This is a genomic window from Rheinheimera sp. UJ63 (assembly GCF_021568285.1).
In the GTDB taxonomy this organism is placed as follows: domain Bacteria; phylum Pseudomonadota; class Gammaproteobacteria; order Enterobacterales; family Alteromonadaceae; genus Alishewanella; species Alishewanella maricola.
Genome location: NZ_JAKGTQ010000001.1, coordinates 1,259,277 through 1,283,748 on the forward strand (window position 1 = coordinate 1,259,277; position 24,472 = coordinate 1,283,748).

Here is a 24,472-nt window from a genome sequence, read left to right on the forward strand (position 1 = left end):
TATTTCAGGACAACAACATCTTAGAACGAATAACGCGCACCGATGGCAAAACGACGACCTGTTTCAGTATAATTCACTAATTGCAGTGTATTACGTTCATGAGAACGTACCGACTCGTCAGTTAAGTTAATGGCTTCAATAAAGAACGTTAAGTTCTCGGTATAATCATAGCTGGCACTCGCATCCCACTGTCCATAAGCTTCAACGTAAATAGGGTTTTGCAAACCTAAAGTATTCACTGTGGAGGCAAGGAACTTGTCACGCCAGTTATAGGCAATACGCGCTTGGAAACCGTCTTTATCGTAGAACCCCACTAAGTTATAGGTGTCGCTCATACCGAGCAACGCAAACTGCTCGCCACGGCTAAAGTTGTCATACTCAAAGTCACCATCAACTAAGGTGGCGTTAGCAATTACACCAAAGCCGGTCTCGCCAAATAGGTGCTGAACCGCTAACTCCCAACCATTTAACTTAGCGTCATCTTGGTTAACCGGAATGGTTATATCAAAGGTGGCTGGCGTATCACCTGGCACACCTAAGATAAAGCCGTTTGCATCAACCGTATTAGGGTAATTGGTTCTGATGTAGTTACGGATCGCTGAAGGATTATTGCCAACTGCAGCAACGGCTTCAGCATAACGTGGGCCTTGCGCTGGGTGCGGTAAGTTAAAGGTTTGTTCTTCTACAATCGTTCTACCGATAAAGTTCTTGGCTTTTTTGGTGAAGTAACCCACCGCCATATAACTGCCTTCACCGTAGTACCACTCTAAAGATAAGTCTAGGTTGGTAGACTCAAACGGGTCTAAGCCAGGGTTACCACGTGCTCCGGTACCACCGTCAATCCGCACTAAAGAATTAATGGTTTGACCGCCTTGAATATCGGCATAACTTGGACGCGCCAGTGTTTTACTGACCGAGGCACGGAAAATCACGTCCTCAACGACTTCGATATTAAAGTCGATATTAGGTAATACATTACTGTACTCACCAGTTAAATTTGTAAAGTCACTTTCACCGGTACTGATCAAGTTGAACTCATTGTCAGCCGCCCAAGCAATACCACTGTAAACAGGTACTAAGGCACTTGAGGTGACATCAGTTTTTTCGTAACGCACACCTGCGGTTAAACCATAAAACCGCTCGCCAATTTCACCGGAGAAATTAAGCTGTACATAGGCTGCTTTTTGCTCTTCCGTAGTGCGGCGGTCCGTGGTCATGTTAGATGATGCACAGAACGACGTACCGCAATCACCTACTGCACCTAAAGCACCGTATTTATCATTGGCAATTTGACGAATGGTATTAAAGTCCCAACGGAAGAACTCTTTTAACATATCGCTGCTGGTAGAAGCGTTGAAGTTATCGCCTAACTGGTCAAGCTTGAACACTGACGGGTCGATATCACCCGCTGCACCTAAACCACCCCAGTTATCCTGTTGCACGTTAGAGAACGCTGAACGGTTTTTGGTTTCAGAGCTTGTTACACCGAAGTCGATGCTGTTTAAGATGCCATCGTCAAACGTATAGTTACCGCGAAGTTGCAGTTGGTCGATATCACTGCGCATTTGGCTATTGCGGAATGAGCTACCGGTCACGCGCATATCTTCACCGCGAATACCGGTAAAGCCAGCAGGATAACCAATGGCTAAAGTGGGCAAGTCGGTGTCAAAACGTGCGGTAGTTAGAGTACGCACGAAAGTCGCCATACCAATAACGTTGTTGCTACCAAAGGGGCTATTGGGGCTCGAATCAGCTGACGAGTTATGATAGTCCAACTCTAGTTTCAAGTTGTCATTCACTTGCCAATTGGCATTGAAGCCTAAAGATTTATTCTCGTTTACGGTTGAGAACTGTCCGCCGCCCATGGCTAAATCGCCCGGCGCACCAAAGGCTTCAGAATAGACGATCGGTGCTGCTACTGGGCCATCGCTCCATACACCTGACGAAGGGCCGAAGTTAAACCAAGCAGACACGTCATTGTAACGATCTGATACTTCGTTTTTTGAATAAGTGAAATCTAAAGTTGTTCTAACGGCTTCAATGGGTTGATATTGTAAAACCAATTGGCCATTAGTACGGGTTCTTTCCACTTCATGGAAGGCAAAGCCTAAGCTTTGTGGCACTGAGTAAATAGAGTCTGCAGATGGATAATTTTCAATAGCATTAGGGCTAGCAGGACATAATCCACCCCAATCCGCATTACCAACATTACAATCGCCACCAGTTACAAAGCCAGGATAGGTACGCCAACCACCGCTATTAGCTTGCTTGTTACCACTATCACGCTGTTGGTATGAGCCGCTGATGGCCACACCAAATTTATCGTCATCGAAAGTGTTGCTATATAAACCTGATAACTCCGGCGTAATGCTGGCGCCTTCATCAGTAGATTGATCCATTACACCTTTAATACCAAAGCTGGCTTTCTCGCCTGGGGCATTTAATGGCTTGGTCGTTAAAATATTAATGGTTGAGCCCATACCACCAGTAGCGATACTGGCTCGGCCTGTTTTATACACTTCAACGCCAGCAATACCTTCAGAGGCAATATTGGCAAAATCGAACGAACGAGAAGATGATGCTGACGTTGCTTCCAGTGATGAAGCAGGCATTTGCCGGCCGTTTAGCATAACGAGGTTAAAGTCTGGCCCAAAACCGCGCACCGTAACACGGCTACCTTCACCGTTTGAACGGTCAATCGCCACACCGGTGATCCGTTGCAGTGATTCTGCAAGGTTAGTGTCTGGAAATTTACCAATATCTTCCGCAGAGATGGCATCAACCACGCCCACAGAGCTTCGTTTCACATCCATCGACTTAACTAAACTGCCACGAATGCCTGAAACTTGAATTATTTCTATATCACTGTTTTCGTCCGCAGCGGCTTCTTGCGCGAAACCAGGTGCCATCATGCCGGCGCCTGTGATCAGTGACAAACTCATCGCTATGCGCGACAGCTTGAAACGTGTTTGATTCATACCTTTCTCCCGTGTTTCCTGTATTTTTGCCATTTTATTATATGCTTCGCTTACATTTTAATGACATTTGCAGGCACAAAAATGTAAGCGCTTACACAAGTTAGTTGATTAACATTTCGCCGTCAAGACAGACCAGCAAAAAGATGCACAAAAGTGTGGCAACTAAAGTGCACTTAAGGTGCATTGAAAGGTGAGTATTGGCGTTGCTTTAGCGGAAAGTGGCGTACTTAGGCAGTATTGGTGCGCCATTATTGTGCAGTGTGTTGTTGGGGATCGCTTGGGCTTTAGCAGATCACGGTTAACTTTGCGGCAATGGCTGCATTGCAATAAAAAATTAGGCAATAGCTTTACGTATTTTATGTTTTCTTTGGCGAGATACGTTTTAAAGGCACGTTGAACTTGCTCGGTTTAGGCGTGTATTTAGTGTGTTTGTTGCTTTGATTGCGTCAGCTTTCTTTACAATCACTGATTATTTTTTAAGCGGAATTTTCCTATGCACCTGATAAAAATACATTTTTATTAGTGGCTTAAAATATGCAAACTTTGTAGTCCTTCCCTCCAATATAAGGCACATCTGATGAATAGGTTACTTTTTATTCTATCTCTGTTTGTTTCTGTATGTTTTATACCTAAACTCACTGCTGCTCCCATCCCGCTAGATCTCTCTGTTACTGCTTCTAATAGCTTTGCCAGTGATTCCATTCCCGGTTTCGGAGCTGTAAATCACAATAGTACTTTATCTATCCTGCTGGGTGGCGTGTTAAGCCAGTCAACGGTTATTGATACTGCAGTTACTGGGGGTAATCCGCTAACAGGCCAGTTAACGACCCTAGATGATGGTATTGCTATCAACACGAATCTTTTAGCTGGGGCAGATAGTTTAGCTGAAGGCTATTTTTTTGATTTTAATTTTGCGTTGCAAAACAATTCACTAACCAATGCTTATTTACTGTCATTCGTGTTGTTGTTCGACAACTTAACCTCAGCGTCAGGTCTTGATGCTTTTGCTGAATCGAAAATCTTATTATTCGATGACAGTAACAATGAGTTTTTCTTCTCTGATCTAGCAACAGATACCCTATTCGGCGATCAAAAAAACGGTACTTTTACCGGCACTTCTGGTGTAACTCAAAGCGACAATGGCAGCTTTGGGTTTGATATCTTGCTGGGCGCCGGGGCAGCTAGCAGTTTTAGAGGAGAGCTACAGTTAGTTGGTCAGGAATTTATTAATTCAGGTAGCTTTGCAGCTAATAGCTTCGCTAACGTTTCACTTTCTGCTGTACGCTCTTTAAATACCCCTCCACAACAAGTCCCATTGCCAGCAACAGGCTGGTTGTTTTTACTGGGTTTGTTTTTTCTTGCTCAACGTCAATTAAGGAAACTACCATGAAAATTCAATGTATCGCCTTAGCAGCAACCCTTGCTGTAAGCGCATCAGTAGTATCCACCAAGGCTAATGCTTGCGGTTATGAGCCAATGCTGGGATCAATGTGTGTATTTGCCGGCAACTTTGCCCCACGTGGCTTTGCGTTAGCTCAGGGCCAATTACTGGCTATAAGCCAAAACACAGCATTGTTCTCCCTGTTAGGCACGACATACGGCGGTGATGGACGGACGACTTTTGCTCTGCCAGATACCCGTGGCCGGGCGCTGATAGGGGCCGGCAATGGGCCAGGTTTAAGCAGTATGCAATTGGGGCAAAGAGGTGGACAAGAAACGGTTACTTTAACGCTTGGACATTTGCCGCAGCACAACCACACTGCGAGCACGACGGTGCAGTTGTTGAGTATGGATAGCTCTGCCAGCACCGCAGTATTAAAAGGCTTAGCGGCAACATCAAATTCGAACACGCCTACTGGCAAAGTGTTAGCAAATAGCCCTGGGCGCGATAATATTTATAATGATGGCGCACCCAATGTAGAGCTAAACCCTGAGTCGATTGCGCTTAACATAAACTTGGATATGCTATTTGAAAGTACCACTACAGTGGATGTTGCCGGTGGTAGTCAGCCGTTAAACGTACGCGACCCTTATCTGGCAATTAACTGGATTATCGCACTACAAGGTATATTTCCATCACGCAACTAATACCTATGCTGCTAAAAAACGCTTTACTACTTATATTTTTCACTTCAGTGAGTGTAACTGCAGCAACAGAAAAAGATTGGTCAGCGCCTTTGCATAGCGCGCAGTTATTGCTCGAAGCAGGTGACTACACTTCTGCGCGCCCGCTCTTTACAGAGCAGGCGCAGCGGGGCAATGGCCTAGCACAATTTACCCTTGGTCTATTTTATCAATTGGGTTGGGGCGTTAATGTATCACCAAAACAAAGCTGCGATTGGTTTAGACTGGCGGCCGAAAATCAGATCCCGGTGGCACAGGAGCAATTGGGTTATTGTTATTGGCATGACCATTTTGCCACAGCAGAGCAGCGCTTGGCGTTTCGCTGGTTTGAACAAGCTTATCAAGCAGGCGTTCTCTCTGCTGGCTGTGCAATGGGTAAACTGCTGGTTGAGGGAAAATACGTAGCGCCAGATCTCTATAAAGGCGTGCAGTTATGTCAACAGGCAGCAGTCGCTGGCGCAACAGCGGCTCAGTTGCAACTGGCAAAATGGCTACTTGAAGGCCAAGTGCTACAGCAAGATGCTACCCAGGCTATGTATTGGTTTGACCAAGCGGCAAATAACCACAATGCGGAAGCGGCTTATTATCTGGCACAATTTTATGATACAGGAACAGTTGCCCCGCAAGACACTCAGCAGGCATTGCAGTGGTATCATACTGCTGCCAAAGCCGGAGTAGTTGCAGCCTATCTGCCGACTGCAGCTTTATATTTTGCACAATATCAAACAGCAGCCGAGCAGCAACAAACTGAACAATTGGCCAAGCATAAAGCCACACTGTTGGCCCAAGCTTATGTATGGGCCTTTGCTGCGATACAACAGTTGCCACCTGCCCATCAAAATTATACTCAAGCGAATACCTTACTTAAGCACATCAGCTTATTTATTTCTCCTAGCGGGCAAGAGGTGCTGCAGCTAAAAACGCGAGAACAGTTAAAAAAAGTGCAGCCTATTACCTTGCATCTATCAGAGTAAACTACCTCCTAGCAGCGAGTGTAACCGCCAGACTATTGAAAGCATGCATGATAGGTTTGATAAGAAAGTACTTTGTAGTGGTACACTGAGTTTGGCCACACGATTAGAGATAATTTAATGGGTTCACGAAAAATCGAATGTCTGTAAAGAGGGCAAAGCAGAGTTTCGTTTTTTCGGGAGCCTCTGATCTGAACAGCTGCTATTCGCTAAAAGCATGCTCTGATATTTATTTATGATTTCATCATTTCAGCTTAACGCAGCTAAAAGGCTAGCCCGTTTATCTCATCGTCGTTTCATAAAATGAATACCGCTAATTTGGAGCGGGTTTATCAATAATGCTTAGCTTATGCATCACATTAACTCATTCGATAATAATTAAAAAGGGGCTCACTGAGCCCCTTCTACTTTCCAACTTTGTTTGTTACTTTCCGACTTTGTTTGTAACTTTCCAACTATGTTTGCATCTGACAAAAAACTATATAAATCAATAATTTATTCAACAGTCACAGACTTTGCGAGGTTACGTGGCTGATCTACGTCGGTGCCTTTAATGATGGCAACGTAGTAACTCAGCAGCTGCAATGGCAGGGTATACACTACCGGCGCTAACCATTCATGGGTGTGTGGTACGTTAATTACTCGCATCGTGGCGTCTGACTTAAACTGCGCATCAGCATCGGCGAACACATACAAGATACCGCCACGGGCGCGTACTTCTTCCACGTTCGACTTCAACTTTTCTAACAAGTCATTGTTTGGCGCTACCACGATAATCGGCATATCGGCATCAATTAACGCCAGTGGGCCGTGTTTTAACTCGCCCGCCGCATAAGCTTCTGCATGAATGTAAGAGATTTCTTTCAGCTTTAATGCCCCTTCCATCGCAATGGGGTACTGATCACCGCGGCCTAAGAATAACGCATGGTGCTTGTCAGCAAACTCTTCGGCTAAAGCTTCAATTTGTGGCGCCAGCGCTAAGGTTTCTTCTAACTTGGCAGGTAAACTTTTCAGGGCGTGAGTTAATTCACGCTGCTTTTCAAGGCTTAAGCCGTTGTATTTACCTACCGCCATGGTCAACATGGCTAACCCCACTAACTGCGTGGTGAATGCCTTAGTAGAGGCTACACCAATTTCTGCGCCAGCACGGGTCATAAAGGCTAAGTCAGATTCACGAACCAGTGAAGAACCCGCCACGTTACAAATGGTTAAACTGCCTAAGTAACCGGCTTCTTTCGCTAAGCGCAGCGCGGCTAGGGTATCGGCGGTTTCACCTGATTGCGAAATACTGACTAATAAGCTGTTGGGCTGCACAAAAGATTTGCGGTAACGGAATTCTGAAGCGATTTCGACATTACAAGATACGCCGCCTAACGACTCCAACCAATAACGCGCCACCATACCAGAGTGATAACTGGTACCACAGGCCACAATTTGAATATGCTTAACCTTTTTAAATAGCTCAGCTGCGCCATTACCAAAGGTTTCGTCGAGCACGCTGTCATTGCTTAAACGGCCTTCTAAGGTGTTATTGATGGCTTGTGGCTGCTCGTAAGTTTCTTTGAGCATAAAGTGGCGATACTGGCCTTTATCACCGGCATCGTAACTGACGTTGGATTCATGCACTTCACGCTCTACCGCGTTACCGTCTTTATCGAAAATACTGACACTTTGCCGAGTAATTTCTGCTACATCGCCTTCTTCTAAAAACATAAAACGACGGGTTACCGGCAATAAGGCCAGCTGATCAGAGGCAATAAAGTTCTCACCGATACCTAAACCAATCACCAAGGGGCTACCTGAACGGGCTACCACTACACGGCTAGGATCGGTTTTATCTAATAACACGGTACCGTAAGCGCCATGCAGTTGTTTTACCGTTGCTTGCACGGCTGCTAACAGTGAGCTAGCTTGCTTTAATTCTTCTTCTACTAGGTGGGCGATAACTTCGGTATCGGTGTCTGAGGTAAACACATAACCTTTCGCTTTAAGCGCTTCGCGCAGCGGGTTATGATTTTCAATAATACCGTTGTGTACCACGATGATATTGCTAGAAATATGAGGGTGCGCATTGCGTTCACTTGGCTCACCATGCGTTGCCCAGCGCGTATGCGCGATACCCGTACCGCCAAGCACCGGCGCTAATGCCACCGCATCGGCCAGCTCTTTTACTTTACCTAAACGGCGTAAACGCTGTAACTCGCCTTGCTGGTTAACAACCGCCACGCCGGCCGAGTCATAACCGCGATATTCTAAACGGCGCAAACCTTCAACTAAAATATCAACCACATCACGCTGCGCTACTGCGCCAACAATGCCACACATATTCTTACTCCGTTAAATTAACTAAAAGGGTTCGCAAAAATGCTATTTAATACGCTGCGCGGATCACGCTAACGCCTTGCTGTTCTATTTCCGCGGCCTGAGCAGCGGATAAACCGGTGTCGGTCACCAATACTTTGATCATTGACCAGGGTAATTCTAAATTGTGTATTTTTCGCCCCAGCTTGTCTGATTCCAGCATCACGATGACTTCGCGCGAGACCTCAGCCATTACTCGGCTTAAGCTGTATAACTCATTGTAAGTAGTTGTGCCGCGAGCTAAATCGATGCCGTCGGCGCCAATAAAAAGTTGGTCGAAGTCGTAATTACGTAACATTTGCTCGGCTAATTGGCCTTGGAATGCTTCAGACTGCGGATCCCAAGTACCACCGGTTAAAAGTAGCGTCGGCTCGTTTTCCAACTCACGCAAGGCATTGGCAATGGCTAATGAATTAGTCATGACCACAAGGCCACGTTTTTGCACTAGCTCTGGCAATAGTGCCGCCGTCGTACGGCCACTGTCGATAATAATTCGGTAATGATCTTTAATCAGCGTCGCAGCCGCTTTAGCAATTGCTAACTTTCGTTCTGAAACTTTCGCTAAGCTACTGTCAGAAATAAAATCTTGTGGTACTGGCACTGCACCACCGTATCGACGTAATAATAAGCCGGCCGCCTCTAGGGCAGTTAAGTCTTTGCGGATGGTCACTTCGGACGTGTTAAATTGCTCCGCCAGCTGCTCAACGGTCACTTCGCCCTGTTTTTGCAATTGGGCGACAATCAAATGCCGACGCTGTTGTGTGTTACGTTTATTCATTTCTTTCACTTAGTTTCGAAACGAAAGGTATTCTAGCGATTTCTGCTGCTTTTGCAAGCAATAGTAAAAAACCAAACATATTAATGATAATTATTTGCATTTGTGTTTAGGTTGTTTTATAGTTTGCGCTATCAACGGATGGAGGTGAGCTCTTGCTCTGATAAGGATGTTCTGGTCGTTGTTAATGTTGTCCTGCATTTATGGGGAGCTTAGGCTCCCCACTTTTTTACGACCATCTGCCACTTTGTTCTGTCTTAGCCGTGAAACGATGGCTGTTAACGACTTTTCCCCGCCGGTAAAAAGGCAATTCGCCCTTGTTGCACGGTCATATTTATCGGTAGTGCGGTTAATAATTTTACCGTTGGATCGCTGGTATCCAATTTATAAACTGGGTTAGTCGCCAAAAATTGATTCACTATCTGCAATAACTCATTGGTGACCGGCGTAAGGTTACCGCGGTAGCCTGCAGCTTCAATCGAAGAGTCGAGTAATTTTACTGAGCGCACAAATACGGCTTTTTGTTCCGCATCATAATAAGGAGCCCCCTCAACCTGCAGTTGCATACTGGCAGGATACGTTAAACCGAACAGGCTTAAGGTTGCCGAAGCAGCTGTGTTAATTTGCACCAAATCGCTATTATCTGGGCCAATTTTAACGGCCATACTGTCGACCGCCAGCTTTAATGGGATCCCGGCAACATTAGCTTGTCGCGTTAATTCAGGGATTTGCTGGCTAATCATCTGCTCTAATTGTGTTTCAGAAACAGAGTAAACCGGCATTTGGCCCAATTGACTGCAACCGACCAGCAAAATCGTTAAGATAAACAACCCTATTTTTCGCATTATTTTGTCCTGTTTATTGAGTTAAGTTGCAGCCTCGCTAATAGGCTTTGCTCTAATTAACCTTACCTTAGCTAAACTTAGTATAGGCTGAATATCAGCACCTCTTAACTTTAAAGGCCTTTTTCTTTGCGTTAGCGCGAGTGTTCAAGGGTAAACTCCATGATGTTTTAGTTTTTTTGCCTGTTTTCAGAAGTAGATCAAACGTATTTCGCCACCTTATGCTAGCCTTGAAGCAAAGCTATGAGAATTAGGTGGCTATGACTGCATTACTGCAAAAGGTGTTTAATCGCATTTCACATGCCAATATTTTCGCGATCCCCATAATAATCGCGTTGATTATTTTGGTTAGTTCACCTTTTGTCAGTCGGCTGATCCCTGGCATTAGCGACATAAATTACCTACCGCTGCACTCTATTTTAGAAATTATTTCCGTTAGTTTTGCCTTTATGATTTTTGCCGTCAGTGCTGAGCGTATTCTGATCAGCATGAATATCCGCACTGCCATCTTGGCTTGTGCTTTTTTGGCGGTAGTTTGTTTTGATTTATCGCATTTATTATCTTTTACTGGCATGCCTGACTATGTCACTCCCAGCGGCCCACAAAAAACCATCTATTTCTGGCTTGCTGCCCGCTTCACCGCCGCTGTAGCGTTATTCTTAGCGGTACTGCCACTAGCCAATCGGCCCATTAAACAAGCCGTCTTTGTAAGTATGCTGGTCGTAACCTTAGCGATAATTGCGTTAGTGCATATGGTTATTTTTTATCACACCAAAGCGTTACCCACGGTCTATGTGCCACAGCAAGGCCTAACCCTCACCAAAATTGCTGCGGAATATCTGTTTATTAGTTTGAATATTCTAACCATCTTGTGGATGCGCTTTGGCCATGCTCAAAACGCTCACTATTATGCGCCAGCTTTATATACGGCAATGTGGTGCTTAGTGTGTAGCGGGTTTTACTTCACCTTATATCTTGATATGCACGACGCCTTTAATGCTGTTGGCCATGTTTTTAAAATTGCAGCTTATTTATTTTTGTACCGTGCGCTGCTACATGAAGTGCTGAGTAAACCTTATTTAACGTTGATAGAACGCGAAGCCGATATCTCTGCCACTTTGGCGGCGATCCCCGATGTGTTATTTGAAGTGGATGATGAAGAGCGCTTTTGTCAGGTTAAAAATACCGATAAAGTTCCCATGTACCTGCCACCTGAGCATTTTTTAGGAAAAACTTTAGCGCAATGTATGCCAGAAGAGGCCTATATTGCAGGTCAAAAGGCTATTGCACAAGCGCGCCAGTTAGGCCGCTCTGAGCCTTGTAGTTATCCTTTACTGATCGAAGGCAAAGTTTTCTGGTTTCAAGTGATTGCCGCACGCCGCCAAGCCAAATCAAATAAGCCTCGCTTTGTCTTAGCGGTACGAGATATCACCCAGCAAATGTTAGCGGAAGCCGAACTGAAGGTAAACGCGTTGGCGTTTTATACGCGTGAAGGCATTATGATTACCGATGCCAATAATCATATTATTAAAGTCAACCCAGCTTTTTCTTTTATTACCGGCTATGAAGCCCATGAAGTCGTTGGCAAAACACCGTCGATATTAAGCTCTGGGCAACATGATGCCGCCTTTTACAAAAAAATGTGGCTAGCGCTAAGTGAAAACGGTTTATGGCAAGGTGAGATTTACAATAAACGCAAAAACGGTGAGATATTTCCTGAGCAAGTCGTTATCAATGCTTTAACCGATCAGCAAGGCGCTGTTACTCATTATATCGCCAGCTTTAATGACATTAGTAAAGCAAAAGCGGATCAGCAATATATTCATCAATTGGCGTTTTATGACCCGCTGACCAAATTACCCAATCGTCGCCTCTTGATCGAGCGCACTGCGCAAGCACAAATGCATAGTGATCGCAGCGGTCATTACGCTGCCTTGTTTTTTATTGATCTCGACCACTTTAAACAACTAAATGATAGCCTTGGCCATTCATATGGTGATGAACTATTGCGACAACTCAGCGAGCGTTTACAGCATGCGATTCGGGAGCAAGATACCTTAGCGAGACCAGGCGGCGATGAGTTTATTTTGTTAGCGCAATTCACTAGCAATGAACTAACCAAAGCCACGGAAGATGCCCACCAGTTAGGCCATAAGTTATTAGACATTATCAACAAACCTTTTGAGTTGAAACAGCATCACTATCAAATTTCAGCCAGTATTGGGATAGCGTTGTTTAACGATAATAAGAAAAATATTGATGATTTAATGTCTTCAGCTGATCTTGCGATGTATCACTCGAAAGAAATGGGGCGCAACCAGCTGTACTTTTTCGAACCGGGAATGCACAAAACGCTACGAAAAAAACAACTGTTAGAACAATCGTTAAAACAAGCGATCAGCAAACAACAACTAAAATTGTTTTATCAACCTAAAGTTGATAGCCAAGGTCAGATCGTCAGCTACGAAGCACTGATCCGCTGGTTTCATCCAGAATTTGGTTTGATTTCACCTAACGACTTTATCCCCTTAGCGGAAAACTCATATCTTATTAATGAAATAGGCGAATGGGTGTTAACAACGGCTTGTCAGCAAATACGCGTATTCCAACAACAAGGTACTCCTTTACCCATTGCCGTCAATGTCAGCGAGCGACAATTAGTGCAGAAAAACTTTGTTGAGATTGTCAGCAGTATTGTGCAAAACAGTGGTATTGATCCCCACCTTTTAGAGCTCGAAATTACCGAAAGCATGCTTAATGAAGATTTGGAAAACACACGTATAAAACTACTGGCGTTAAGCAAGCTGGGTATCACTTTTTCGCTTGATGATTTTGGTACTGGTTATTCCTCGCTGATTTATTTAAAAAATCTACCGATCACCGTTCTCAAAATTGACCGATCTTTTGTGCATGAGTTTTTAACGCAAGAAACCGATTTAGCCATTGTTAAAACCATTATCGCCATGGCGAAGTCGTTGTCATTGCACGTGGTTGCAGAAGGCGTTGAGCAACAAGCACAATATGAAATGTTAATGAGTTTAGGTTGCGATTTGTTTCAAGGCTACTTATTTGGTAAACCCGAGCCACTTGTACCGCCAGAGCCGATAGAATAAGTCTGGTCGGCTCGCGAGCACATATTAAGTTATGTTATGCTCAGGTCGCTACTCCAAGGGATACCTCATAACTAGAACGAGAATACTATGGCACTAATACTAAAACTGATTGCCGGCATTGTGCTGGGCATGTTGTGTGGTCTGTTTGCACCGCACTGGCTAACGCAACTGCTGCTGACCTTTAAAGGCCTATTTGGCCAACTGTTATTTTTCACCATCCCATTATTAATCTTATTTTTTATTACCAGTGGTATCGCTGCTCTACCTCGCAATTCAGGAAAGTTACTGGGCCGCACGCTGGGTATTGCCTATTTGTCGACGATTTGCGCCGGCACCTTAGCCTTTATCGTTGCGGCGATAGTTGTGCCGATGCTGGCGCCTGCAGCTGCCGATTTAGCCAGTATTGATGGCGTTAATTTAACACCTTATATCGAGATGAATATTCCACCGGTGTTTAATGTAATGACTGCTCTCGCACTCGCCTTTGTATTTGGTTTAGGTATTGCTAGTACGCAAGCCACTTCGTTAAAGCAATTATCTGATCAAGGCCGCGATATTATTCAGCTGTTATTGAGCAAAATTATCATTCCTTTTTTACCGCTTTATATCGCAGGTGTTTTTGCACAAATGGCGGCGGCAGGTACGGTGTTTGTTACCTTAAAAACCTTTGGCATTGTGTTGGTTTTAGCCTTGGTTCTCCATTGGTTATGGATTGTATTGCTATTTACTGCTGCAGGTTTAAAAGCCGGTAAATCACCACTGAGCCTAATCAAAACCATGTTGCCCGCCTACTTTACTGCATTGGGTACTATGTCGAGTGCGGCCACAATTCCGGTATCACTGCAGGCCACCAAAAATAATGGCGTGAAAGAAGACGTTGCCAATTTTGCAGTACCCTTATGTGCCACGGTGCATTTATCGGGCTCGACCATTACTATCGTCAGCTGCGCTGTGGCAGTGATCATGATGAAGAGTAATCTAGAGATCCCATCTTTATTTACCATGCTGCCGTTTATCCTTACCTTAGGTGTGGTGATGTTGGCGGCGCCAGGTGTTCCTGGTGGCGCAGTGATGTCGGCCGTGGGCTTACTTGGTTCAATGCTCGGTTTTGGCGAAGGCGCTATTGCCCTGATGATTGCCCTGTATATGGCACAAGATAGCTTTGGTACCGCCTGTAATGTCACCGGCGACGGTGCTATTGCCGTGTTAGTAGACCAAGCCGACTAACCGTAAACCGGCATATCGCCAAGCGATGTGCCGGTATCAAACACACCCTAATATTTTTCAGTAAAAGAGCTGTTCATGACCATTTCTTCGCCCTGTGTGGCATGCTGCAAATTAGATGAGCACAAAGTGTGCGTTGGCTGTTACCGACATATCAATGAAATTGTCGACTGGAATCGGCAAAGTGAAGCCGACCTAGTATTCATTATGCAAAAAGTCGCCTTACGCCGCGAACACTATCAGCAACAAGATGCCAACAGCATCGCCACCTCACCCATCACCCAAGCTGAATGGCAAGCGGCAAAAGCGCAGCGTAAATAAGCGTAAAACACCGTGTTGTGTTGCCATCCGTGCAACCGCAAAAAAACCATCACAGATATACTGCAACTGACCGCAAGCATCACAACCAAGTATTGAGCTAAGCTGTATAGTAAATCTGAGTTGACTCAAACTAGGATCGATTATGTTTACTGCCCGTACTTATCTGGCTGCCTTGATACTCGCAGCCTTACCCGCACAAGCTCAACAAAATGATAATAAACAACAAATGTTGCATGCGATTGCCGAAGCCCCTTCTGCCGACAATATTAAACGCGATATTGAGAAGCTAGTGAGTTTTGGTACTCGCCATACTTTGTCTGAAACAGAATCGGATACGCGTGGTATTGGCGCAGCACGACGCTGGATCAAAGCTGAATTTGAAAAAATCTCCGCTGAATGTGGAGGCTGTTTAGAAGTATCTTATTCTACAGGGGTGATCAGCGGTGAAGCACGCATCCCCAATGCCACGGAAGTGGTCAGTGTTATTGCCATCCAACGCGGTAAAACCGACCCTAATCGTTTCGTCATTATGTCAGGTGATATTGATTCTCGGGTATCCGATGTGATGGATTTTACCAGTGATGCGCCAGGTGCGAATGATAACGCTTCGGGTGTTGCCGGCACGTTAGAAGCCGCCCGCGTATTAAGCCAATATCAATTTAACGGTAGCATTGTTTATGCGGCTTTAGCCGGTGAAGAACAAGGCTTATTTGGCGGCAAAATCTTAGCACAACAAGCCAAAGACGCAGGCTGGCGCATTAAAGCGGTATTAAATAACGATATGATTGGCAATACCGCAGGAATTAACGGTGTGATCGACAACACCACGGCGCGCGTGTTTGCTGAAGGCACTCGGGCCAACGAAACCGAAGCCGAAGCGCGCAGTCGCCGCTTTACTGGCGGTGAAAACGACTCACCGACGCGTAACCTTGCCCGTTATATTGATTTGATCGCAGATAACTACATGACTAACTTAGATGTGATGCCAGTCTATCGGTTAGATCGTTTTGCCCGTGGTGGTCATCATCGGCCTTTTAACGATTTAGGCTACCCAGCCGTACGTATTATGGAAACCAATGAGCACTATGATCGCCAGCATCAAGATTTACGTACCGAAAATGGCATCGTTTATGGCGACACCCTTGATGGCGTTGATTTTGCGTATGCCGCAAAACTAACGGCCCTGAATGCCGTTAGCTTAGCCAGTTTATCTTGGGCACCTAATCCACCTGCCGACGTAACGATTAAAGGCGCAGTGAGCGCCAATACTACTTTGTCATGGGCCGATCCCTTGCCACAAGAAGACAAACTGGTAAAAGGTTATAAGATTTACTGGCGTTACACCGACGCTTCAGCTTGGCAATTTAGCCGTGAAGTGGGCAAGGTAACCGAATTTACCTTGGAAAACGTTGTTATTGATAACTACTTTTTTGGTTTAGCCAGTGTTAGCCAAGATGGCATTGAAAGCCCTGTGGTCTTTCCAGGTGCAGCGGGTTCCTTTGGTAATTAAACATCAATGAGCCTAAGCATTTACGGTAAGCTTTTACAGTAAGTAACCCAGGCTAAACTAAAACAAAAAAGCCGGTCTTTTCATGACCGGCTTTTTATTAGCGCTTAAGACGCGCGTTTATTTTTTAATTTTAACAGGGCGCTGCCAGTCAGTAATATGTCGCTGTTTAGCACGAGCGACGACTAACTCACCCGCCTCGGCATCACGAGTTAATACGGTTCCGGCACCCACAGTCGCATTTTTACCTACGGTTACCGGTGCAACCAGCGCACTATTTGAACCAATAAAGGCCCCATCTTCGATCGTTGTGACAAACTTATTGGCACCATCGTAGTTACAGGTAATGGTTCCGGCGCCAACATTCACTTTGTCACCAATGACCGCATCACCTAAATATGTTAAGTGATTCGCCTTAGAGCCTTGGCCTAAGGTGGTTTTTTTCATTTCAACAAAGTTACCAACATGGCTGTCATCTAGCATAACCGTGTCTGGTCGTAAACGAGCGAAAGGGCCAACCGAGCAATCACTGCCTACGCGGGCTTTTTCAATCATCGAGTTAGCTTTTATCTCGGTGTTATCGCCAATGCTGCAGTCTTTTAAAATACAGTTAGCGCCAATGGTTACACCTTTACCCAGTACCACCTTGCCTTCAAAAATAACGTTGATATCAATCATTACGTCATTGCCTACTTCAACACTGCCGCGCACATCAATACGTGCAGGATCCCGCAGGTTAGCGCCAGCCAGCATCAGTTCTTCTGCTTTACGCTGCTGATAGGCGCGCTCTAATGCCGCTAATTGCACGCGGTTATTAGCCCCTTCTACTTCCATCGGATTTTGCGGTTGTGCCGTCGTAATGGCGACACCCTCGCTGTGCGCCATGGCAATAATGTCGGTCAGGTAATATTCGCCTTGCGCATTGCTGTTCGATAAGCGGCCTAACCAGCCTTTAAGCTGTTTGCCTGGCAGCGCCATAATGCCGCTGTTCACTTCAGTGATCTTAAGCTGCTCGGCTGTGGCATCTTTTTGTTCAACAATACCAACCACGTTGCCATTTTCGCGCACGATACGACCATAACCGGTTGGGTTAACTAAGTTCACCGTTAAGATGGCTAAACCGTCAGCGGGTTTAACGGCTAACAATTGCTGCAAGGTTTCAATACGGGTTAACGGCACATCGCCGTATAACACCAGTACCGTATCGTCATCGGCGATATTGGGGATGGCTTGCGCCACCGCATGGCCAGTACCCAACTGTTCGGCTTGTAATACCCAATGCAGTGGCTGTTCACCCATGGCCGCTTTTAATGCGTCAGCACCATAGCCATAAACCAGTTGCGGTTTAGCTGCACCAAGCGCACGCGCAGTATCAATAACGTGTTGTACCATTGGCCGCTCAGCCACCTTGTGCAATACCTTAGGTAAGTCTGATTTCATACGGGTGCCTTTACCGGCAGCCAAGATCACTACATTTAATGCCATAACCAATTATCCTTAACGTTTTAATGCGGCTATTCTACCTGAAAATACCATGGCTTGTGGACGTTTGCGGTTTAGATTTTGTTCATCTGGCGCTGCTTAATAAGCAGACACAGTTAAGTACGCCTTTTGCGATGGGTAAATCGTAATAAATAGCCATGGCAGCAGCTGTGGCCTGTGCTCAGTGCTTAGCTATAGCGATGTCGACTTACAAGTCTACAGAGCAGTAACCGGGCTATTAACAAATAAAAAGGGCTAACACCAACGGTGCTAACCCTTTTAGTTGCTCATTAAAAAGCGATTTAGTTCGCAGCTTGTTTATCACCAATATATTTATCAAAGAAGGCTAACATTTTTTGCCAGCGCTCAACGTTATTCTCTGGTTTATAAAAGCCATGGCCTTCTTTTTCTTTGACTAACCACTCATAAGGGTGATTACGTTTTTTCAGTTCATCGCGTAGTACTTCAGCCTGAATTAACGGTACACGTCGATCTTGAGCACCATGAATAATAAAGATTGGCGCTTTAATTTTATCGAGATTTTTAATCGCTGATTGCGCATCTAAACGGGCTTTATCACGGCCAATATACATTTCTAGCGTGTTTAACCCCCCTTGAGACTCTGTGGTATCGCCCTCCTCAAACATTAAATTGAGATCTGACATACCCACGAAACTCACCGCACATTGGTATAAATCGGGTTCACGCACCACACTCATTAGAGATGCATACCCACCGTATGAGGCACCATAGACACAAACCCGATTTGCATCAACCATACCCTGTTTAATCAGGTGTTGTACGCCATCGGTCATATCATCAATCATGCTGCTGCCCCAGTGTAAAAACCCCTGTTGCAAGAAGGCGCGACCAAAACCACCTGAGCCTCGAAAATTCGGCTGCAATACGGCATAACCATGTTGCGCCAATACTTTGGCATCTGAATCGATCTCTAAAAAGTCCCGCACACCGTGCGGCCCACCGTGCGGCATTAAAATTAACGGTAAGTTTTTCGCTTCTTTGTCTTTGGGTAAGGTCAGCACGGCATGAATGTCTAAGCCATCACGCGAGGTATATAAAACCGAGGATGTTTGTGCTAACTGCTCAGCTTTCATCCAGGGCTGACCATTTAATAAATAACTTAGCTGCATATTGCGGGTATCGAATAAATAAAACTCACGCGGGTGGTTAGCCGAGCGTACCGTTAATATTGCCAAGCTATTATCTTGAGTGATGGAACTAAAATTTACTTTTTTGCCAGCAAAGGCATTGCGTAAGCCTTGTAAGTAACCACTAAAAGCTTTGTCTTCAATATCAGCAAAGTACACTTCTTCGTAATCTTCATATTCGTAAGATGCACCAATAACTTCGTTTACAAAACCATTTTTTATGCTGTAAATCGGTGACACATCTACTTTAGGATGGTGAGCGATGATCTCTTCTTTACCCGTCTCAGGGTTTAAAATACTGATCGCTTTGGTGTCTGTTTGGGTGTCACTTAGCCCCAACACATGTAAGTTATCTGGCATAAAAGCTAAGGGCGTAAAAGAACCATCACGCTGACCATAACGACGCAAGGTCTCCCAATCGGCTTTTTCGTTCTTGCGGTACATCATGATCATTTCATTATCGTTTTCTTGATCAATACCGATAGTGATTCTCGCGACGCCCGTGCGATCAGTCATCATGCCAGAGGAGCGCATCGGTGCCCGTGCCACTTGTCGCGCACGACCATTATCAATATTCAGCCGCTTTACTAAACTGAAAGAACCGCGACGACTGGGGGTCGCGGTAACAATCAAGACATAGTTATCGTCATCAGACAGATAATTGATCACCGAGGCGGCATCATTCTCATGTTTAGCACGATAGCCGGTTAACATACGCGGGTTAGAACCATCGGCATTCACCGCAAATAATTCACCGGTAGCCACCGGAGATTCTAAGGCACCAATGTCACGTACTAAACTGATGATAATACGCTCGGCATTGGCCCAATTGATGCTGCCAATCGAATCCCGCCCGGTAAAGTGACGCACACTGACTATTTGATTGGTTTTAATATCGATAACTTGTAGGTAGATGTTACCTTCTTCGTTCCGTGAAGTTGCAGCTAGGTATTTACCGGTAGGAGAGATCTTAATCTCAAGAAACTGCGCTGGACGCGCATAATCTTCTAAGCTTAGAGTTTGCGCTTGCACATTAAGCAGGCTCGACGCTATCAACAGTAGCATGCTGTAAAACAGACGCATAAGATTTAATCCTGTTTTTAATTATCGTTTTTAACTATTTTTTTTAACTTATAATTTAATATAAATAGCTTTCAGGATTGAAACAAGTTTTTAAACTAATTAAAGCCTATTGTTTTTTCTTTCTCTCTAACCAGGCTAGACATGTTTTTGTTTTAGGCAAAAAAAAACCACCCTAAGGTGGTTTTTTATCAATGGAAACTTATTTCTTACGCAGTTTTTGTATCACGCGCAGCTGAGCAATGGCTTCGGCCAATTGCGCGGCTGCTTCGGCGTAATTAAAGTCAGCGCTGGCATGCTGCATTGCTTCTTCTGCACGTTTCTGTGCGTCTAAAGCCGCTTGCTCATCTAAGTCTTCACCGCGTACCGCTATGTCTGCGAGCACCGTGATCATATCGGGTTGTACTTCAAGTACGCCACCGGCAACATAAATCAGGTGTTCTTCGCCAAACTGCTTTACGATACGGACCATGCCAGGTTTCAGGGTGGTCAGTAACGGGGCGTGGAAAGGTAACACACCTAACTCGCCCTCACTGCCTGTGACCTGCACGGATTCGACAAGGCCTGAGAAAATCTTTTCTTCGGCACTTACTACATCCAGTTGCACTGTCATCGCCATCTCGCTCTCCTAAAGCCTGAACTTAAAGTTTCTTCGCTTTTTCGATCGCTTCGTCGATTGAACCAACCATGTAAAACGCCTGTTCTGGCATATGGTCGTATTCACCGGCCAGGATACCTTTAAAGCCACGGATAGTTTCTTTCAGCGGAACGTATTTACCTGGCGAACCAGTGAATACTTCAGCAACGAAGAATGGCTGAGACAAGAAGCGTTGGATTTTACGCGCACGGTATACCGTTGTACGGTCTTCATCAGACAGTTCGTCCATACCTAAGATGGCAATAATATCTTTTAGCTCTTTGTAACGTTGCAATACCGTTTGTACGCCACGCGCCACTTCATAGTGCTCTTTACCGATAACCAGTGGATCTAACTGACGAGAAGTTGAATCTAATGGGTCGATAGCTGGGTAAATACCCAGTGAAGCGATGTTACGGCTTAATACTACCGTTGCATCTAAGTGCGAGAACGTTGTTGCTGGTGATGGATCCGTTAAGTCATCCGCAGGCACGTAAACGGCTTGAATAGACGTGATAGAACCCGTCTTCGTTGAGGTGATACGCTCTTGTAACACACCCATCTCTTCCGCTAGCGTTGGCTGGTAACCTACTGCTGAAGGCATACGACCTAACAACGCAGATACTTCAGTACCCGCTAGGGTATAACGATAGATGTTATCGACGAAAAACAGTACGTCACGGCCTTCATCACGGAACTTCTCAGCCATAGTTAAACCGGTTAACGCAACGCGTAAACGGTTACCTGGTGGCTCGTTCATCTGACCGTATACCAACGATACTTTATCTAGTACGTTAGAGTCTTTCATTTCGTGATAGAAGTCGTTACCTTCCCGTGTACGCTCACCTACACCGGCGAATACTGAGTAACCGCTGTGCTCGATGGCGATGTTACGGATCAGTTCCATCATGTTTACGGTTTTACCTACACCGGCACCACCGAACAGACCTACTTTACCACCTTTTGCGAACGGACAAACCAAGTCGATAACCTTGATACCGGTTTCCAACAAGGCATTTGACGCCGCTTGATCTTCATATGAAGGCGCAGCGCGGTGAATTGACCAACGCTCTTCTTCACCGATTGGGCCCGCTTCATCGATCGGCTCACCCAATACGTTCATAATACGGCCCAGAGTCGCTGTGCCGACTGGAACCTGAATTGCTTTACCGGTATTACTTACCGCTGAACCGCGACGTAAACCGTCTGTAGTACCCAGCGCGATAGTCCGTACCGTACCGCCACCCAGCTGCTGCTGAACTTCCAGCACTAAACCAGCTAGATCACCGTCGGTCACGTTTAACGCGTCATAGATACCAGGTACCGCATCTTGTGGAAAGTCGATATCCACAACGGCGCCAATGATTTGGACGACCTTACCTTGACTCATGATGTTTCCTCAAATTTGCAAAACTCTTAACCTTAGCCTACAGCTGCCGCACCTGCGACGATCTCGCTGAGCTCTTGGGTAATCGCGGCCTGACGTGCTTTGTTGTACACGAGTTTCAGGTCGTCCATCAGGTTACCGGCGTTGTCGGTTGCGGCTTTCATTGCCACCATCCGCGCTGCATGTTCACTGGCAGCGTTTTCAACAACACCTTGATAAACCTGAGATTCAATGTAACGAGACAACAACATATCCAAAATAGGTTTTGGATCTGGCTCGTATAGATAGTCCCAATTATGCTCTTTTTGTGCGATGTCTGCTTTTGGCAGAGGTAACAGTTGATCGATCACTGGCTCTTGCTTCATGGTATTAACAAACTTGTTGTATACCAGGAATATGCGGTCGATCCGGCCTTCATTAAATGCTTGCAGCATTACTTGCACCGAACCAATCACATCAGCCAAACGTGGTACGTCACCTGAACCCGATTGTGCAGCGACCACTTTACCACCGAAGCGCTTGAAGAAGGCGGCGGCTTTATTACCGATTACGGCAAATTGAGCATCAACACCTTGCTGTTTCCAGTTCTTCAGTTCGATAGCGACTCGTTTAAACTCGTTGGTATTCAGGCCACCGCAAAGACCACGGTCAGTAGCAATGACGATGTAACCCACTCGTTTCACGTCACGATCCGCTAAATACGGATGACGATATTCGAGCGAACCATTCGCCACATTACCAATCACTTTGCGCATACCTTCAGCGTATGGGCGAGTTGCAGCCACGCGGTCTTGCGCTTTGCGCATTTTGCTGACCGCAACTTTTTCCATAGCACTGGTGATCTTGCGAGTATTATTAATACTCCCAATCTTACTTTTTATCTCTTTACCACCGGCCATGACTGTATCTCCGTTTTTTCAACGAATGGGGTGGCTAAGCCACCCACATTGCTTACCAGGTCTGCGTCGCTTTGAATTTATCAATAGCGGCTTTGAACGTAGACTCGATTTGGTCGTTGTAGTTACCGGTTTTATCGATTTCAGCCATCAGCTCAGCGTGTTCAGCTTTCATAAAGGCGATTAATCCTGCTTCAAAATCAAGGATTTTGGCAACATCAACATCTTTCATAAAGCCTTTTTCGATAGCGAAAATAGACACACCCATCTCAGCAACTGACATCGGGCTGTACTGTAACTGTTTCATCAGCTCAGTCACCTTTTGACCATGCTCTAACTGAGCACGGGTTGCATCATCTAGGTCAGAAGCAAACTGCGCGAACGCGGCTAATTCTGAATACTGAGCTAAGGCTAAACGGATACCGCCACCCAGCTTTTTGATGATTTTAGTTTGCGCTGCACCACCTACCCGCGATACTGAAATACCGGCGTTAACGGCAGGGCGAATACCCGCGTTAAATAAGTCAGTTTCTAAGAAGATCTGACCATCGGTAATTGAGATTACGTTGGTTGGTACGAAAGCAGAAACGTCACCCGCTTGTGTTTCGATAATAGGCAGAGCCGTTAATGAACCGGTTTTGCCTGTTACTGCGCCTTTCGTGTATTTTTCAACATAATCGGCGTTAACACGAGATGCACGCTCAAGTAAACGTGAGTGTAAATAGAAAACGTCACCTGGGTAAGCTTCACGGCCTGGTGGACGACGTAAAAGTAATGAGATTTGACGATAAGCAACAGCTTGCTTAGACAAATCATCATATACGATTAGTGCATCTTCACCGTTGTCACGGAAGTATTCACCCATAGTACAGCCAGAGTACGGTGCAAGATATTGCAGCGCTGCGGCTTCAGAGGCAGAAGCAACCACCACGATAGTGTGAGCTAATGCACCGTGCTCTTCTAATTTACGAACTACGTTAGCGATAGTAGAGGCTTTTTGACCAATCGCCACATAGACGCATTTAACGCCAGTGGCTTTTTGGTTGATGATTGCATCGATAGCCAGGGCCGTTTTACCGGTCTGACGGTCACCGATCAGCAATTCACGCTGACCACGACCGATCGGGATCATCGCATCAACCGATTTGTAACCGGTTTGCATTGGCTGATCAACTGATTGACGCTCGATTACGCCAGGTGCAATTTTTTCTACTGGCTCAAAACCTGCAGCTTCAATTGGACCTTTACCATCAATTGGCGCACCGAGTGTATTGACTACACGACCTAATAGGCCTGGGCCTACAGGTACTTCTAAGATACGGCCAGTACTTTTAACTTTTGTGCCTTCCGTTAAGTCCGCATACGGACCCATGACTACCGCACCTACTGAATTACGTTCTAAGTTCAGTGCGATTGCATAACGGCTGCCAGGAAGCTCTATCATCTCACCTTGCATACAGTCTGCAAGGCCATTGATACGGATAATACCGTCAGTTACCTGAACGATAGTACCTTCGTTACGAGCTTCACTGACCACGTCGAACTGAGCAATACGACTCTTGATCAGTTCAGATATTTCTGTGGAATTCAGTTGCATTCTCTGTT

General features: G+C 45.5%; 17 protein-coding genes. 7 read left to right on the plus strand and 10 right to left on the minus strand.

Annotation, left to right across the window (positions count from 1 at the left end):
* Window positions 1-20: 20 nt before the first annotated feature.
* The gene (locus tag L1N97_RS05730; protein ID WP_236129112.1) at window positions 21-2,978 is read right to left on the minus strand and encodes a TonB-dependent receptor; all 2,958 of its coding nucleotides are present in this window, start codon (window positions 2,976-2,978) and stop codon (window positions 21-23) included.
* Window positions 2,979-3,555: 577 nt separating this feature from the next.
* Here L1N97_RS05730 and L1N97_RS05735 point away from each other — a divergent pair.
* The 3 genes from L1N97_RS05735 to L1N97_RS05745 are packed head-to-tail and all read left to right on the plus strand — an operon-like array spanning window position 3,556 to window position 6,076.
* Window positions 3,556-4,368, plus strand: a complete 813-nt coding sequence (locus L1N97_RS05735; protein WP_236129113.1) for a hypothetical protein — start codon at window positions 3,556-3,558, stop codon at window positions 4,366-4,368.
* Complete coding sequence (locus L1N97_RS05740) at window positions 4,365-5,066, plus strand: phage tail protein (RefSeq protein WP_229586176.1); 702 nt, start codon at window positions 4,365-4,367, stop codon at window positions 5,064-5,066. The genes L1N97_RS05735 and L1N97_RS05740 overlap by 4 nt, the downstream gene beginning before the upstream one ends.
* Window positions 5,067-5,071: 5 nt before the next feature.
* Window positions 5,072-6,076 (plus strand): tetratricopeptide repeat protein, encoded by a 1,005-nt coding sequence (locus L1N97_RS05745; protein ID WP_236129114.1) that lies wholly within the window; start codon window positions 5,072-5,074, stop codon window positions 6,074-6,076.
* Between the two features lie 492 nt (window positions 6,077-6,568).
* Here L1N97_RS05745 and glmS read toward each other — a convergent pair whose 3' ends face one another.
* From glmS to L1N97_RS05760, 3 genes are all read right to left on the minus strand, one after another.
* Entirely contained in the window at window positions 6,569-8,398 is a 1,830-nt protein-coding gene (gene glmS, locus L1N97_RS05750) for a glutamine--fructose-6-phosphate transaminase (isomerizing) (protein ID WP_226750639.1), read from the minus strand.
* A gap of 46 nt (window positions 8,399-8,444) precedes the next feature.
* Window positions 8,445-9,212 (minus strand): DeoR/GlpR family DNA-binding transcription regulator, encoded by a 768-nt coding sequence (locus L1N97_RS05755; RefSeq protein ID WP_229586173.1) that lies wholly within the window; start codon window positions 9,210-9,212, stop codon window positions 8,445-8,447.
* A 275-nt stretch (window positions 9,213-9,487) separates the two neighbouring features.
* Entirely contained in the window at window positions 9,488-10,054 is a 567-nt protein-coding gene (locus L1N97_RS05760; protein WP_226750641.1) for a DUF1439 domain-containing protein, read from the minus strand.
* A gap of 257 nt (window positions 10,055-10,311) precedes the next feature.
* Between L1N97_RS05760 and L1N97_RS05765 the strand changes: the two genes are divergently transcribed.
* From L1N97_RS05765 to L1N97_RS05780, 4 genes are all read left to right on the plus strand, one after another.
* Complete coding sequence (locus tag L1N97_RS05765) at window positions 10,312-13,164, plus strand: bifunctional diguanylate cyclase/phosphodiesterase (RefSeq protein WP_236129115.1); 2,853 nt, start codon at window positions 10,312-10,314, stop codon at window positions 13,162-13,164.
* An 87-nt stretch (window positions 13,165-13,251) separates the two neighbouring features.
* The gene (locus L1N97_RS05770; protein WP_236129116.1) at window positions 13,252-14,391 is read left to right on the plus strand and encodes a dicarboxylate/amino acid:cation symporter; all 1,140 of its coding nucleotides are present in this window, start codon (window positions 13,252-13,254) and stop codon (window positions 14,389-14,391) included.
* Between the two features lie 75 nt (window positions 14,392-14,466).
* Complete coding sequence (locus L1N97_RS05775; protein WP_236129117.1) at window positions 14,467-14,709, plus strand: DUF1289 domain-containing protein; 243 nt, start codon at window positions 14,467-14,469, stop codon at window positions 14,707-14,709.
* Between the two features lie 142 nt (window positions 14,710-14,851).
* A complete protein-coding gene (locus L1N97_RS05780; protein WP_236129118.1) occupies window positions 14,852-16,219 on the plus strand; it encodes a M28 family metallopeptidase in 1,368 nt (455 codons plus the stop codon).
* A 117-nt stretch (window positions 16,220-16,336) separates the two neighbouring features.
* Here the strand turns inward: L1N97_RS05780 and glmU are convergent, their stop codons facing one another.
* From glmU to atpA, 6 genes are all read right to left on the minus strand, one after another.
* Entirely contained in the window at window positions 16,337-17,701 is a 1,365-nt protein-coding gene (glmU, locus tag L1N97_RS05785; RefSeq protein ID WP_236129119.1) for a bifunctional UDP-N-acetylglucosamine diphosphorylase/glucosamine-1-phosphate N-acetyltransferase GlmU, read from the minus strand.
* 299 nt (window positions 17,702-18,000) lie between these two features.
* Window positions 18,001-19,950: an alpha/beta hydrolase family protein gene (locus L1N97_RS05790; protein ID WP_236129120.1), complete on the minus strand. Its 1,950-nt coding sequence runs from the start codon at window positions 19,948-19,950 to the stop codon at window positions 18,001-18,003.
* Between the two features lie 199 nt (window positions 19,951-20,149).
* Window positions 20,150-20,566: a F0F1 ATP synthase subunit epsilon gene (locus tag L1N97_RS05795; RefSeq protein ID WP_226750649.1), complete on the minus strand. Its 417-nt coding sequence runs from the start codon at window positions 20,564-20,566 to the stop codon at window positions 20,150-20,152.
* Between the two features lie 22 nt (window positions 20,567-20,588).
* On the minus strand, window positions 20,589-21,974 hold the full coding sequence (gene atpD, locus L1N97_RS05800) for a F0F1 ATP synthase subunit beta (protein WP_226750650.1): 1,386 nt from the start codon (window positions 21,972-21,974) through the stop codon (window positions 20,589-20,591).
* A gap of 32 nt (window positions 21,975-22,006) precedes the next feature.
* Complete coding sequence (atpG, locus tag L1N97_RS05805) at window positions 22,007-22,870, minus strand: F0F1 ATP synthase subunit gamma (RefSeq protein ID WP_236129121.1); 864 nt, start codon at window positions 22,868-22,870, stop codon at window positions 22,007-22,009.
* A 52-nt stretch (window positions 22,871-22,922) separates the two neighbouring features.
* Window positions 22,923-24,464, minus strand: coding sequence for a F0F1 ATP synthase subunit alpha (gene atpA, locus L1N97_RS05810; protein WP_229586164.1), 1,542 nt, complete (start codon window positions 24,462-24,464; stop codon window positions 22,923-22,925).
* Window positions 24,465-24,472 lie beyond the last annotated feature (8 nt).

Bases quoted from the DNA above. Each gene is read 5' to 3' on its own strand.
- L1N97_RS05730 (WP_236129112.1), bottom strand. From the start codon at position 2,978: ATGAATCAAACACGTTTCAAGCTGTCGCGCATAGCGATGAGTTTGTCA.
- L1N97_RS05735 (WP_236129113.1), top strand. From the start codon at position 3,556: ATGAATAGGTTACTTTTTATTCTATCTCTGTTTGTTTCTGTATGTTTT.
- L1N97_RS05740 (WP_229586176.1), top strand. From the start codon at position 4,365: ATGAAAATTCAATGTATCGCCTTAGCAGCAACCCTTGCTGTAAGCGCA.
- L1N97_RS05745 (WP_236129114.1), top strand. From the start codon at position 5,072: ATGCTGCTAAAAAACGCTTTACTACTTATATTTTTCACTTCAGTGAGT.
- glmS (WP_226750639.1), bottom strand. From the start codon at position 8,398: ATGTGTGGCATTGTTGGCGCAGTAGCGCAGCGTGATGTGGTTGATATT.
- L1N97_RS05755 (WP_229586173.1), bottom strand. From the start codon at position 9,212: ATGAATAAACGTAACACACAACAGCGTCGGCATTTGATTGTCGCCCAA.
- L1N97_RS05760 (WP_226750641.1), bottom strand. From the start codon at position 10,054: ATGCGAAAAATAGGGTTGTTTATCTTAACGATTTTGCTGGTCGGTTGC.
- L1N97_RS05765 (WP_236129115.1), top strand. From the start codon at position 10,312: ATGACTGCATTACTGCAAAAGGTGTTTAATCGCATTTCACATGCCAAT.
- L1N97_RS05770 (WP_236129116.1), top strand. From the start codon at position 13,252: ATGGCACTAATACTAAAACTGATTGCCGGCATTGTGCTGGGCATGTTG.
- L1N97_RS05775 (WP_236129117.1), top strand. From the start codon at position 14,467: ATGACCATTTCTTCGCCCTGTGTGGCATGCTGCAAATTAGATGAGCAC.
- L1N97_RS05780 (WP_236129118.1), top strand. From the start codon at position 14,852: ATGTTTACTGCCCGTACTTATCTGGCTGCCTTGATACTCGCAGCCTTA.
- glmU (WP_236129119.1), bottom strand. From the start codon at position 17,701: ATGGCATTAAATGTAGTGATCTTGGCTGCCGGTAAAGGCACCCGTATG.
- L1N97_RS05790 (WP_236129120.1), bottom strand. From the start codon at position 19,950: ATGCGTCTGTTTTACAGCATGCTACTGTTGATAGCGTCGAGCCTGCTT.
- L1N97_RS05795 (WP_226750649.1), bottom strand. From the start codon at position 20,566: ATGGCGATGACAGTGCAACTGGATGTAGTAAGTGCCGAAGAAAAGATT.
- atpD (WP_226750650.1), bottom strand. From the start codon at position 21,974: ATGAGTCAAGGTAAGGTCGTCCAAATCATTGGCGCCGTTGTGGATATC.
- atpG (WP_236129121.1), bottom strand. From the start codon at position 22,870: ATGGCCGGTGGTAAAGAGATAAAAAGTAAGATTGGGAGTATTAATAAT.
- atpA (WP_229586164.1), bottom strand. From the start codon at position 24,464: ATGCAACTGAATTCCACAGAAATATCTGAACTGATCAAGAGTCGTATT.